Annotated in this window: 11 protein-coding genes; 4 read left to right on the top strand and 7 right to left on the bottom strand. The window is 66.2% G+C overall.

The window, feature by feature from the left end:
* Positions 1–172 precede the first annotated feature (172 nt).
* Positions 173–1,003 (bottom strand): glutamate racemase, encoded by an 831-nt coding sequence (gene murI / locus FHW97_RS07685; protein ID WP_171798528.1) that lies wholly within the window; start codon positions 1,001–1,003, stop codon positions 173–175.
* Between the two features lie 84 nt (positions 1,004–1,087).
* Between murI and plsY the strand changes: the two genes are divergently transcribed.
* The 3 genes from plsY (at position 1,088) to topA (ending at position 5,570) form a co-directional block, all read left to right on the top strand.
* Complete coding sequence (gene plsY, locus FHW97_RS07680; RefSeq protein WP_171798527.1) at positions 1,088–1,699, top strand: glycerol-3-phosphate 1-O-acyltransferase PlsY; 612 nt, start codon at positions 1,088–1,090, stop codon at positions 1,697–1,699.
* Positions 1,699–2,835 (top strand): DNA-processing protein DprA, encoded by a 1,137-nt coding sequence (dprA, locus tag FHW97_RS07675; protein ID WP_171798526.1) that lies wholly within the window; start codon positions 1,699–1,701, stop codon positions 2,833–2,835. Before plsY ends, dprA begins: the two co-directional genes overlap by 1 nt.
* Before the next feature lie 116 nt (positions 2,836–2,951).
* A complete protein-coding gene (topA, locus tag FHW97_RS07670) occupies positions 2,952–5,570 on the top strand; it encodes a type I DNA topoisomerase (RefSeq protein ID WP_171798525.1) in 2,619 nt (872 codons plus the stop codon).
* A gap of 41 nt (positions 5,571–5,611) precedes the next feature.
* On the opposite strand, the gene FHW97_RS07665 is transcribed toward topA, so the two are convergent.
* The 6 genes from FHW97_RS07665 to lepB form a co-directional block, all read right to left on the bottom strand.
* Positions 5,612–7,021, bottom strand: coding sequence for a glycosyltransferase family 39 protein (locus FHW97_RS07665; protein WP_253941638.1), 1,410 nt, complete (start codon positions 7,019–7,021; stop codon positions 5,612–5,614).
* 300 nt (positions 7,022–7,321) lie between these two features.
* Positions 7,322–8,776 (bottom strand): glycosyltransferase family 39 protein, encoded by a 1,455-nt coding sequence (locus FHW97_RS07660; RefSeq protein ID WP_171798524.1) that lies wholly within the window; start codon positions 8,774–8,776, stop codon positions 7,322–7,324.
* A 24-nt stretch (positions 8,777–8,800) separates the two neighbouring features.
* Entirely contained in the window at positions 8,801–8,989 is a 189-nt protein-coding gene (locus tag FHW97_RS07655) for a hypothetical protein (RefSeq protein WP_171798523.1), read from the bottom strand.
* Positions 8,990–9,030: 41 nt separating this feature from the next.
* Positions 9,031–9,975 carry a GTPase Era gene (era, locus tag FHW97_RS07650; protein WP_022676336.1) on the bottom strand — a complete coding sequence of 315 codons (945 nt, stop codon included), beginning with the start codon at positions 9,973–9,975 and terminating at the stop codon, positions 9,031–9,033.
* Between the two features lie 109 nt (positions 9,976–10,084).
* The gene (gene rnc / locus FHW97_RS07645; RefSeq protein ID WP_370525344.1) at positions 10,085–10,804 is read right to left on the bottom strand and encodes a ribonuclease III; all 720 of its coding nucleotides are present in this window, start codon (positions 10,802–10,804) and stop codon (positions 10,085–10,087) included.
* Complete coding sequence (gene lepB, locus FHW97_RS07640) at positions 10,759–11,652, bottom strand: signal peptidase I (protein WP_253941637.1); 894 nt, start codon at positions 11,650–11,652, stop codon at positions 10,759–10,761. The genes rnc and lepB overlap by 46 nt, the downstream gene beginning before the upstream one ends.
* A gap of 160 nt (positions 11,653–11,812) precedes the next feature.
* Between lepB and pgi the strand changes: the two genes are divergently transcribed.
* Positions 11,813–13,339, top strand: a complete 1,527-nt coding sequence (gene pgi, locus FHW97_RS07635; protein WP_022676339.1) for a glucose-6-phosphate isomerase — start codon at positions 11,813–11,815, stop codon at positions 13,337–13,339.
* Positions 13,340–13,401: the final 62 nt, after the last annotated feature.

Raw genomic sequence — 13,401 nt, 5'->3', positions numbered from 1 at the left:
ATCGTTGTTGTGCGCCCGCCACCTCTCTCCCAAAAGGCGTTTGTCGCGGGTTGCCAGGCGCTTCTACTCCCCGCGATAAAGTCTTGCCAAGTGACTTTTGCGGTTTGAGTGATCGAAGCGATTGCACTTTAGGTCAATGCGGCAAAATGCCCCAGGCGGCGCGCCGCAACGCTCAAGCCTTGCCCACCTGGCCAAGGCCATGTGCCGCCAGCGTGGGCGCCAGTTCGGCCACGGCATCGTCAAGGCGGGTGAACAGCGCAAGGTCGGGCACGCGGCGGGCAAATTCCTGGCCCTGGGTGAGGAACGCGATGCGCCGGGCGATGCCGTCAGACCCGTCGATGAAGCGTACGCCAGGCCCGAATGCTTTGCCCAGCTCGGCCTCTACCAACGGAAAATGCGTGCAGGCCAGCACCACGATATCGATCTGGGCGCCGACCGGCTGTTCGCGCAGGGCCTGGGCTGCTGCGGCAAACACGGCGGGATCAACCGCATGGCCCCGCAATTGCGCCTCTGCTGCGGCAACCAGTTCGGGCGCCCCGTGCCGCAGCAGGCGCTTGTCGGCGGCAAATTCTGCCTCCAGCCGATCGACATAGCCCTGGCGGATGGTGGCCTGCGTGCCGAGCAGGCCGATCACGCCAGTACGGGTCATCGCGGCGGCCGGCTTGATCGCCGGCACCGTGCCCACGATCGGCACCTCCAGCACTTCGCGCACTGAAGCCAGCGCAATGGTCGAGGCCGTGTTGCAGGCAATGCACACCAGGCGCGGACGCAGCCGCTCGGTCAGGCGGCCGAGCAGGCCCGATACCCGCGCAGCGATCTGTGCCTCGGTCTTGGTGCCATAGGGCAGGCCGGCATTATCAGCCACATAGATCACCGGCGCCTGGGGCAGGACCTGGCGCAGCTTGGCCAGCACCGAAAGCCCGCCGACGCCGGAATCGAACATCAGGATCGGCGCGTCGGCCGGCGGAATGGTGGGATCGGAAGCGGGGGCAGCGGCGGTCATGGCCGCGCTTGTAGCGATAACGGTGGTAAAAAGGGAGGGCGTGGCACCTTTCGATTGTGCGCAACCACGGCTAAGAGCGGCGGCGTGACCCATGACCTTGCCCTTCCGGCCTGCATCCTGGCCTACCTGCTCGGCGCGATTCCCTTCGGCCTGATCCTCACCCGATTGACGGGTGCGGGCGATCTGCGCGCGATTGGATCGGGCAATATCGGCGCCACCAACGTCTTGCGCACCGGGCGCAAGGGGCTGGCGGCCAGCACGCTGCTGCTCGATCTGCTCAAGGGCAGCGTGGCGGTGTGGCTCGCCCGCGCCTATGCCCCCGGCACCGAGGCGCTGGTCGCGCTGGCGGCGGTGATCGGGCACTGCTTCCCGCTGTGGCTGCGGTTCAAGGGCGGCAAGGGCGTGGCGACCACGATGGGTGTGGCCCTTGGCCTCGGCTGGCCGATCGGGCTGGCTTATGCGGTGGTCTGGCTGGGCATGCTGGCGCTGGTGCGCATTTCCTCTGTCGGCGGCATGTCGGCCGTCGTCGTGGCGCCGCTGGCCGCGCTCGCCATCGGGCGCAGCGATTATGCGCTGGTGCTGGCCGTGATCGCCGCGCTGGTGATCTTCCTGCACCGCGCCAATATCGCCCGTCTGCTCGCTGGAACCGAGCCGAAGATCGGCGGCAAGAAGAACACCAGCGGAGACGCTGCCTGATGGCCAGCGCGGACGAAGCTGCGGCGCTGCCGCTTTCGTCCGACGAGGCGCTGGCCCGGCTGCGGCTGCTGCGCTCACCCAACGTGGGGCCGGTTTCCTATTACCAGTTGCTGCGCCGCTTTGGCAGCGCCGGCGCTGCGGTGGAGGCTTTGCCCAGCCTGGCGGCGCGGGGTGGGGCGCGTTATCGCCCGGCCGATGCGGCGCGCATCGCGGCAGAGGCGGCCAGGGTACGGTCCCTGGGTGGACGCTATCTCTTTCATGATTCGCCGCACTATCCCGCGCTGCTGGCGCAGACCGACACGCCGCCACCGATCCTGACGATGCAGGGTGATGCAGCGTTGCTGGCGCGGCCGGCGGTGGCGCTGGTGGGCGCGCGCAATGCATCAGCGGGGGCGATGCGGCTGGCGCGCGAATTTGGCGCGGCGCTGGCCGCAGCCGGCTTTGCCGTGGTTTCCGGCCTGGCGCGGGGCGTGGATGGCGCCGCGCACCAGGGCGCCTTGCTGCCCGATGTGGCGGCAGGTGGCGGCGGCACGATTGGCGTGATCGCCGGTGGGCTCGACAGTATCTATCCGCCCGAACATGGCGAGCTGCAGGCGCAGATCGTGGCGCAGGGCGTCCTGCTGGCAGAAATGCCGCCGGGCACCGAACCGCAGGCGCGCCATTTCCCCCGGCGCAACCGCATCATCGCTGGGCTGTGCGCCGGCACGGTGGTGGTGGAAGCCGCGCCCAAGTCGGGCTCGCTGATCACCGCGCGGCTGGCCGCAGAAGCGGGGCGGGAGATCATGGCCATTCCCGGCTCCCCGCTCGACAGCCGCAGTCAGGGCTGCAACCAGTTGATCCGCGAGGGCGCAATCCTGGTGCAAAGCCCGGCCGATGTGATCGAACTGCTCGAAAGCTTTACTGGCACGCCGCGCTCCACGTTTCACGAAGCAGCCGCGCCCGTGGCGCTCGACAGCACGCCGGCAGATGATGCGCCGGCCGAGATCGCCGCGCTGCTCGGCACCGCGCCGGTTGGCGTGGATGAACTGGTGCGGCTGAGCGGCGCGCCGGCCGGATCGGTGCAACTGGCGCTGATCGAACTGGAACTGGCCGGGCGCCTGCTGCGCCATGCCGGGGGGAGGGTGTCGCTTGCCTGAGCGCCTGCCTGAACGCACGCCTGAACCGTCGCTGAAAATCGGGGGCTTGACGCCACCGTCCAACCGCCCCCACCCTCATACGCACGTATACGCGTAAGGACGTTTTGCCAGTCGCCATGCAGCTTGTCATTGTAGAATCCCCGGCCAAGGCCAAGACCATCGAGAAGTACCTTGGCCCCGGCTACAAGGTCCTGGCCTCTTACGGCCATATCCGCGACCTGCCGGTCAAGGACGGGTCCGTGCGCCCGGACGAAGACTTTGCCATGGATTGGGAGCTGTACGGCGACAAGCAATCGCGCGTGAAGGCGATCACCGACGCCGCCAAGGAGGCCGATAGCCTGATCCTGGCGACTGACCCTGATCGCGAAGGCGAGGCCATTTCCTGGCACGTGCGCGAACTCCTGGCCAAGCGCCGCGCGCTGCCCAAGAATGTCTCGCGCGTGACGTTCAACGCCATCACCAAGCCGGCGGTAACCTCGGCGATGAAGGCGCCGCGCGAGCTGGACCAGGATCTGATCGATGCCTATCTGGCGCGCCGCGCGCTGGATTACCTGTTCGGCTTCACGCTGTCGCCGGTGCTGTGGCGCAAGCTGCCCGGCGCCAAGTCGGCCGGGCGCGTGCAGTCGGTGGCGCTGCGCCTGATCGTGGAGCGCGAGCGCGAGATCGAAACGTTCAAGGCGCAGGAATACTGGTCTGTCGCCGCGCGGATGGAGCACGATGGCACGCCGTTCGTGGCGCGCCTCGTCAAGTTCGAGGGCAACAAGCTCGATCGCCTGTCGCTGGGCGAAGAGGGCAGCGCGCTGGCGGCCAAGACCGCGGTGGAAGCGGGCACGTTCCGCGTCGAAGAGGTGGACGTGCGGCCCACGCGGCGCAATCCCTCGCCGCCGTTCACCACCTCTACCCTGCAACAGGAAGCGGCGCGCAAGCTGGGCTTTTCGGCCAGCCACACCATGCGCGTGGCACAGACGCTGTATGAGGCGGGCGCCATCACCTATATGCGTACCGATGGCGTGCAGATGGACCCCAGCGCTATCGATGCCGCGCGCCGGGCGATCTCGGACCGCTATAACGGGCACTTCCTGCCCGAAAAGCCGCGCCACTATGAAACCAAGGCCAAGAACGCCCAGGAAGCGCACGAAGCGATCCGCCCCACCGATTTCACCCGCGATCACTACGGCAGCGGTGACGAGGCGCGGCTCTACAACCTGATCTGGAAGCGCGCGCTGGCGAGCCAGATGGCTTCGGCGGCGATCGAGCGCACCACGGTGACGTTGCGCGAAGGCACTGGCAAGCACGAGCTGCGCGCCACCGGCCAAGTGATCAAGTTCCCCGGGTTCCTGGCCGTCTATGAAGAAGGCCGCGACCAGAAGGCCGACGGCGACGACGAGGACGGCAACCTGCTGCCGATGCTCAACAAGGGCGATTGCCCGGTCAAGCACGGCGTTGACGCCACGCAGCACTTCACCCAGCCGCCGCCGCGCTATTCCGAAGCCAGCCTGGTCAAGCGGCTGGAAGAGCTGGGTATCGGCCGTCCTTCCACCTATGCCGCCACGCTGCAGGTTCTCAAGGACCGCAACTATGTGCGGACCGAGAAGAACCGGTTCTTTGCCGAGGAAAGCGGGCGCATGCTTACCGCGTTCCTCGAAAGGTTCTTCGAGCGCTATGTCGCCTATGAATTCACCGCCGGCATGGAAGACGAACTGGACGACGTTTCTGGTGGTCGTGCCGCCTGGAAGCAGGTGCTGGCCGAATTCTGGCGCGACTTCAAACCCAAGTCCGACGAGGTCATGGAGAAGAAGCCCAGCGAGGTTACGGCCGAGCTGGACGTATTCCTGGAAGACTATCTCTTTCCGCCGCGTGCCGATGGACACGATCCGCGCGAATGCCCCAAGTGCGGCGCTGGGCGGCTCTCGCTGCGCGGTGGTCGTTTCGGCGCGTTCATCGCCTGCTCCAACTATCCCGAGTGCAAGTTCACCCGCAAGTTTGCCCAGCCGGGCGGCAATGGCGAGGGTGGCGACGGCGAAGAAACCGGGCTGGGCAAGGATCCCGACACCGGCCTTGAAGTAACGCGCCGTACCGGCCGGTTCGGTCCCTATATCCAGCTGGGCGAGGGCAAGGAGGCCAAGCGCGCCTCGATTCCCAAGGATATTCCCGAACTCGATCTGGAATGGGCGCTCAAGCTGCTCAGCCTGCCGCGCGAGGTGGGCGTGCATCCTGAAAGCGGCAAGCCGATTACGGCCGCGATCGGCCGCTATGGCCCCTATCTGGCGCATGACGGCAAGTATGCCCGCCTCAAATCCACTGCCGAAGTGTTTGACACAGGTATGAACGCGGCCGTGGTGCGCCTGGCCGAGGCAGCCAGTGGCGCGGGCGCACGCGGCGCGCGCACCGCAGCCGAGCCGCTCAAGACCTTCGGGCCGCACCCCACCTCTGGCGGTGAAATCAAGCTGATGGCCGGGCGTTATGGTCCCTATGTCACCGATGGCACTACCAACGCCACGCTGCCGCGCGACAAGCAGCCCGAAAGCCTGACGCCCGCCGAAGCGATCGCCTTGATCGACGAGCGCGCCGCCAAGGGACCGGCCAAGGGCAAGAAGAAGGCGCCCGCCAAGAAGACCGCTGCGCCCAAGAAGGCGGCTGCCAAGAAGGAACCAGCGGCGAAGAAGGAACCGGCGGCCAAGAAGGCGCCTGCCGCCAAAAAGGCCCCGGCGCGCAAGAAAGCCGCAGCGGAATAACCCATGCGACGGGGCGGGCATCACGATGCCCGCCCTGCGAGCTATCGCGGGCGATAGAGCGCGTAGCGTTCCTGCCCCAGTGTGATCTCGGCAAAGCGGATGTAGCCTTGGGCCAGCGCCTGGGCCATGATCGTGCGCGTGGTGTGGTTGGGCAGATAGAGGTCTTCGGGCGCGCTTTCCGACACCTGCACCACGGCGGGGCGCGTCGCCATGATGCGGCGCACTTCGGCCACCGGGTCTGCGCCGATCGCCGGGCTTTCGGTCCAGGTGTTGAGGTGGTTGGGGAAGGCAAAGCGCGTCGGCACGCACGCGCCCACGCCCCGATAGAGTGCCGGCACGCCATCGAACTGGAAATAGCAGCCGCGGTTCACGGCGCTGCGGATCACTGCAGTGGCGCGCTGAAATTGCTGCGCCGTGCCGTGGTTCTGGACCGCGCCAGCCATGACCACGATGCCGCCGATCGCGCTCGCCAGGATCAGGAAGCGCCCACTCCACCGCGCCTGCCACGGCTGCCCCGCGCGCGCCGCAGCCGCCAGGGCAGGGGCCGACAGCACGGCGAGCGGCGCCACCAACGGCCCGGCATAGTGATCATACCAGGTGCCGAACAGCAGGAAGCCCAGCACCGCTGCTCCCGCCCACAGGCTTAGCAGGCGATAGGCGAGCGCGCGGCGTTGATCATTCCACCCGGCGCGGCGCAGGGGATCGAACGCGATGCACAGCACGAACGGCGACAGGCCGGCCGACAGCTTGAGCAGCCGGCGCCAACTGGGCGCGCCATCGGGCAGGCGTTCCAGCACCGAGGTGAAATTGGCGAAGACGAAGGCGTGCGCCTGGTCGATCGCGGCATAGCTGCCCAGCACCAGCACGGTTGGCGCCAGGGCGATGGCGCACCATACCAGTGCTGCGCCGGCCAGCCGGGGGAGGGGCCAGCCTACCCTGCGGCCCAGTGCCAGCAGCATGATGCCGATCGCCAGGCCCTCGAACACGGCGGCGTACTTGATCTGCAGCGCGAGCCCGATCAGCAGCATGATCACTGCGCCTTGCCGCAGCAGATCGGTGCCATCGGCGCGTTGCCAGGCGCGCAACAGCAACAGCGCCGCCAGTGCCACCAACGGATTGTAGAACACGGGCGATTGGCCCAGCGCGCAATTGAACGCGGGCATGGCGCAGAGATAGACCAGGCCTGCCAGCCAGGCGCCACGCGGCGAGGCCAGCTCCAGCGCCAGGCGCCGCACGACCAACGCCGCGGCCGCCGTGCTGGCAATGCCGCATACCTGATAAGCCAGCACGGGATCGCCCGGCAGGCTCACGAACAGCCGATAGAGCGCAAAGAGGCCCAGTGGCTTGCGGTCCCAGATATCGATGAAAGGCACCGCGCCATGCGCCCAGCGATCGGCCATGAAGAGATAGAACTCTTCATCGACGTGGACGAGCGGATTGCCCAGCAGCATCAGTCGAAAGACGAGGGCAAAGCCAAAATACTCGGCAAAGAGACGAGCGTATTCGATCCTGGCAGGCGGCGTTGATTTCGCCCCAACCGGATATTCTGGTCGCGATGCGATCAAGGACGGGCCAAAGATATCGATCATCATTTATTTCCGAAGTTTTCAGCTGTATTTATACAGGCTAAAGCTTCGGAAAATCGCTATCAAGCGCAGCGGTTGTTATTATCTCAATATAACGTTCAGCGTCGCGTTTAATGCGGATGGGCTATTATTGTCGCAATGCTGACACGTAATTGTTTTGGCCTGTCACCGTGCGGCAAACAGCGCGAATGACCGCGTGCCCAGCGTGATAGTGCGAATCCGCTGATAGTGCTGCGCCAGCGCCTGGAGCACGACAGCGCGGGTCTGCATGTTGGCGCCATAGGGGTTTGGCGCGGCGTCGATCACGACCGCGCCCGGGCGGCTGGCCATGATGCGTTCCACTTCGGCGGTGGGATCGATGCCCAGGGCATGTTCCTCGAACCGGGTGGAAAGATGCGCGGGAAAAGCAAAGCGCGTGGGCAGGCACGAATTTGTCGCGCTGTAGAGGGCGCTGTCGCCTTCGTAGACATAGAGGCAGTGGTTGGCGTCGATATGGGGGCGAATGGCGGCGGCTGCCTCGTCCAGGTCGGTGGTGTCGCCAAAGCGGTGCGCCTGCACCGTCGTTGCGCCCAGGCCCGCGCCAAGGCCCACGACGAACAGCACGCGGCGCAGCCAGCCGGTGGGGCGGCAGCGGCCATCGAGGGCCGGGGCCGCCAGGATTGCCAGCGGCATCAGGGCAGGGGCGACGTAATGATCGTACCAGGTGCCCGGCGCCAGGAACCCGACGATCGCCAGGCCCAGCCACATCAGCACCGCACGCCGCACGATTTCGCTTTCGCTGCGGGGCAGCGCGATCCGCCAGCCCATCGCCAGCGCCACGTAGAACGGGATCAGCGCGGCCGCCACCTTGGCCAGGCGGAACGAGGCCTCACCCAGATCCTGGCCGCGGCCAAGAATGGACACCACATTGGCAATGAGGAACGCGCGGGCTTCACCCTCTGCCGCATAGGCGGCAAAGACCAGTGCCGTGGGCAGCAGTGCCAGGGCAATCCACGCCGCGCCGGCGCCGGCCAGCCTTGGCCAACCCCAGCCGCGCCGCCAGCCGGCCCACAGCAGCATGAGGCCAAATCCGATGCCTTCGATCACCACGCTGGTTTTGATCTGCAAGGCAATGCCGATCAGCGCCATCGCCATGCAGCCGCGCGCCATCAGGCCGAAACGCTGCCCGGCGATGGTGGGCGCGGTCGTATCGGCCAGGGCACCGATCACCAGCCATGCCGCCGCGATCATCGGCAGGTCATAGAAGACCGGGGCCTGGCCCATGCCGCAATTGAACGCCATCAGGTAGATGAGATAGGCAAGCCCGGCAAACAGCGCGCCGCGTGGCCCGGCCAGGTGGCGGGCACAGCGCGCCAGAACCACTGCCGTGGCGGCGGCCGAGGTGATCGCCATGAGCTGGTAGGCCAGCACTCCATTGCCGGGAAAGGCCCGCGCCGCGCCATAGATAAGGAACAGGCCCAGCGGCTTGCGATCCCACAGATCGACGTAGGGGATCACCCCGTGCCACAGCCTGTCGCCCATCAGCAGGTAGAACTGCTCGTCTGCGTGAAACAGTGGATCGCCCAGCCACGGAGCGCGCAACACGAAGGCAACCAGGAAAAACACGGCAAAATTGCGCATTCGCGACAGTCCGATCCGATCCGGTCAGGGCAGGGCCGCAGCTGCGTTCTGGAGTTTACCCGGCGCGGCGACAACGCCCCTCGCGCACGGGTGTTCCGGATCGAGCACGGTGGCGCGGTCTGCGCATGGCGCGGCGGCGAAAACCGGCATCATGGCCAGGCCCGGCAGGTACGGCGGTGTCTGGTCAAAGGCGGTCATCGGTCCCGTCCACATCCTTGCAGGCTGCGCCAGCCCTGGCGGCGGGTCAAGCGCCATTACTTCACCCAGTCGAGACCGATTTCCTCGTAGATTTCGCGGCTATCGGCCCAGTTCTCTTCCACCTTAACGTGCAGGAAGAGGTGAACCTTCGCACCAAGCAGGTTGGCCAGCTCTTTTCTGGATGCCTCGCCGATCGCCTTGAGCTTGGCGCCACCCTTGCCCAGCACGATGCCGCGCTGGCTGTCGCGCGCGATCACGATCTGCTGGTGGATTTCCACCGAGCCGTCGCGGCGGTGCTGATAGCTTTCGGGACGCACCGCGCTGTCATAGGGCAGTTCGTCGTGCAACTGGCGATAGAGCTGCTCACGCGTGATTTCGGCCGCGAGCAGGCGTTCCGAGGCATCGGAGACCTGATCTTCGGGATAGTGCCACGGCCCTGGCGGCATGAGGGCAGCCAGCCGCGTCTTCAATTCGGGCACGCCGTCGCCGGTCAGGGCCGAAACGAAGAACACCTCGTCGAACTGGCCTTCGCCGCTCAGCGCCTCGGCCATGACCAGCAGCGGTTCCTTGGGGCTGGCATCAACCTTGTTGAGCACCAGGAACTTGCGTTCGGGTCGCCCGGCGAGCGAGGCGAGGATCGGTTCGAGGTATTCGCGCTTCTTCTTGCGCGCATCGACCACCAGCAGAATGGCGTCGGCCTCGCTCGCGCCTTCCCAGGCGGCGTTGACCATCGCGCGGTCGAGCCGGCGCTTGGGCTCGAACAGGCCGGGCGTATCAGCGAGGATGATCTGCGCCTGACCTTCCAGGGCAATGCCCATCAGCCGCGCGCGCGTGGTCTGCGCCTTGGCCGAAACGATGGCGACCTTCTGGCCGACCAGCGCGTTGACCAGGGTGGACTTGCCCGCATTGGGAGCACCGAGCACCGCGACCAGGCCGCAGGTTTGCCCGCCGCCAGTTTCAGTGGGGCCGGATTCGGATGGAATGGAAGTGGTGTCGATCATGGAAACAGAATGAACCTCATGGCGCCCGCCGACAAGCGGCCGGTGCGGCACTGGAAAATGCCCGGAAAAAGTGGCGGAATTGGGGATGTCGGCTGGATCGTGCGCGCGTTCAGGCGAACTGCTTGAGGAAATCGCGCGCAGCGGCCGTTTCGGCCTCCTGCTTGCTCGATCCGCGGGCTTCCGCCAGGCCCACGCCCTTGACCTCTACGCTTACGGTAAAGATCGCGGCGTGATCGGGGCCATCGCGGCTGACCAGGCTATAGACCGGGGGCTTGCGGCGGTTGCCGGCGGCCCATTCCTGCAGGGCGGCCTTGGGGTGCTTGCGCTGCCCGGCGCCGGTGCGCATCGGCTTGTCCCAGCAGCGGCGCACGAAATCGCGCGCGGCGGGAAAGCCGCGTTCCAGGAACAGCGCGCCGATCAGCGCTTCCATCACGTCGCCCAGGATGTTGTCGCTGTCGGCCCCGCCATCGTCGCGGGCCTGCTTGCCCAGGCGGATATGCGCCGGCACGCCCAATGCGCGGGCCACATCGGCGCAGGTTTCGCGGCTGACCAATGCGTTGAGCCGCTGCGACAGCTTGCCCTCGGCGGCATCGCTCGCTTCGTGCAGCCATTCGGCCACGGCCAGCCCCAGCACGCGATCGCCCAGAAATTCCAGGCGCTGGTAATCGCGCGCCTCGCCCAGCGAACCATGGGTGAGCGCTTCATGCCAAAGCGCCGGTTGTGCAACCGGCGCCTGGGTCAGTTCCGCCAGGAATTTGGCGGTTTCGGGGGAAAGGGGCGTGCTCAGAACATGCCCCCGATCCGGTTCCAGCGCAGCGCGGTAAACCAGGTCCACGGCAGGAACCAGTTGGCCGAACCGTCGGTGGACCACATCACGATGGTCGCGCGGCCAACCAGGTTGTCCTGCGGCACCAGGCCGATGCCGCCGCCTTCGATCGCGGGGAAACGGCTGTCCATCGAGTTGTCGCGGTTGTCACCCATCAGGAACAGGCGGCCTTCAGGCACGACCACGGGCGGCGTATCGTCCTGCGGGCGATAGCCCAGGTCGAGCACGTTGTAGGTCTTGCCGCCGGGCAGGGTTTCCTGGAACTGCGGATAGTGGCAGGTCTGCGTGCCATCGGCCTCGGTCACGGCAAAATCGGGCGAGATGCACTCGGTATTGGCCGAAACCTTGATCACGAAATCGGCAACCTTCACCTTGGGCACGGCCTTACCGTTGAGGTGAAGCACGCCGCCGATCATCTGCACGGTATCGCCCGGAACGCCGATCACGCGCTTGATATAATCGACATCGTTGCCCGGGGGCGCCTTGAAGATCACCACGTCACCCCGGTTGGGCTGGCTGGCGAAAATGCGCTTGGGCAGCAACGGCACGCTGAACGGCAGGGAATACTTGGAAAATCCGTAGGGCCACTTGGCCGCCAATAGATAATCGCCGTTTTCCAGCCGGGGCAGCATCGATTCCGACGGGATGTTGAAAGGCGAGAAGAAGAAGCTGCGGAAGATCGCCACGATCAGCACCAGCTTCACCAGGAACACCGGGAAGCTGTCTTCCTTCTTCTGCTTTTTCGCCGGGGCGGCAGGCGCGCCCGCGGGAGTTGGCGCGGTCGCGGGCGGCACAGGCGTTTCCACCGCAGGATTGGCGGGTTCGGGCGTTTCGTTCATCGGCTGGGTCATGTGGAGGGCAAAGGCATCCGTCAAGCAGGAATGCACGTGCCATAGCCCGAGGCAAATACGTTTGCACGATCCGTTCGTCGAGCCACGCCACCGCTTGGAAGATTGTGCGCAAGCGGGCATGAGAGGCGCATCCCGCAACCGCGAAAAAGGACGTTAGACAATGGCAGCACAGGACCAGGCCACGCTGTGGCACGCACTGGAGACGCTGGAGGTGCCAACGCTCGCCGCGCTGTTTGCCGATCCGGCCCGTCTTGAGCGCTATGCCACCACGCTCGACCTGCCCGGTGGCCCGATTCGCTTTGACTGGTCCAAGACCCATCTTTCGGCCGACGTCGAGGCGATCCTGGCCCAGCTGGCGCAGGCCACCGATTTTGCCGGCAAGCGTGAAGAACTGCTGTCTGGCGCCAAGATCAACAACACCGAAGGCCGCGCCGCCGAACACACCGCACAGCGCGGCGTGGGCGCCGAAGCCAGCGTGGAAGAAGCCCAGGCCCTGCACGCGCGCATGGCACTGCTGGTCGAAGCCATCCACGAAGGCGTGCTGGGCGAGGTGAAGAGCCTTATCCACATCGGCATCGGTGGTTCCGCCCTGGGCCCGGCGCTGGCGATCGACGCGCTGGCCCGCGAAGACGCCAAGGTTGCCGTGCACGTGGTGTCCAACATTGATGGCTGCGCGCTGGAAGCAGCGATGAAGCAGTGCGATCCGGCCACCACGCTGATCGCTGTCGCGTCCAAGACCTTCACCACCACCGAAACCATGACCAATGCCCACAGCGCGCTGGAATGGCTGCGCGAAGGCGGCGTGGCCGATCCTTATGGCCGCGTCATCGCGCTGACCGCCGCGCCGGAAAAGGCGGTGGAATGGGGCGTTGACGAAACCCGCATCCTGCCGTTCTCCGAAACCGTGGGTGGGCGCTATTCGCTATGGTCCTCGATCGGATTCCCGGTGGCGCTGGCCCTGGGCAACGAAGCCTTTGCCGCGTTCCTCGCGGGCGCCGAGGCGATCGACGAACATTTCCGCGACGCCGCGATCGGTGAAAACGTGGTGGTGCGCGCGGCCTTTGCCGATCTGTTCTACACCCAGGCGCGCGGCTGCCAGACCCGTGCGGTCTTTGCCTATGACGAGCGCCTGGCGCTGCTGCCCGACTATCTCCAGCAGCTGGAAATGGAATCGAACGGCAAGCGCGTGCTGGCCGATGGCACGCCGCTGACCCGCCCGAGCGCGCCGATCACCTGGGGTGGCGTGGGCACCGACGCGCAGCATGCCGTGTTCCAGCTGCTGCACCAGGGCACCCACCTGATCCCGGTGGATTTCCTGGCCGTGAAGGTGCCGGGCCATGATCTTGATCCGGTCCATCACAAGATCCTGCTGTCCAACTGCTTTGCCCAGGGCGCCGCGCTGATGGCGGGCCAGGCGAGCGAGGATGGCGCGCGCGCCTATCCGGGCAACCGGCCTTCGGCAACGATCCTTTGCGACGAACTCAACGCTGCCACGTTGGGCGCGCTGATCGCCTTCCACGAACACCGCGTGTTCGTTTCGGCGATGCTGCTGGGGATCAACCCGTTCGACCAGTTCGGTGTGGAACTGGGCAAGGCGATTGCCAAGAAGATTGATGCCGGTGGCGGCGAAGGCTTTGATCCCAGCACCGAAGCACTGCTGGCCGAGGCCGGCATCGGCGTGGAATGAACGTTAGCCTGCCTAATTGAATAAACGGCGCAGATAATCGCTACGCCAGGGCTGGCGCCGGA

The organism is Novosphingobium sp. SG754 (genome assembly GCF_013149315.1).
In the GTDB taxonomy this organism is placed as follows: domain Bacteria; phylum Pseudomonadota; class Alphaproteobacteria; order Sphingomonadales; family Sphingomonadaceae; genus Novosphingobium; species Novosphingobium capsulatum.
Note: the sequence above shows the minus strand (reverse complement) of the source record. Positions and strands in the feature narration are given on the sequence as shown.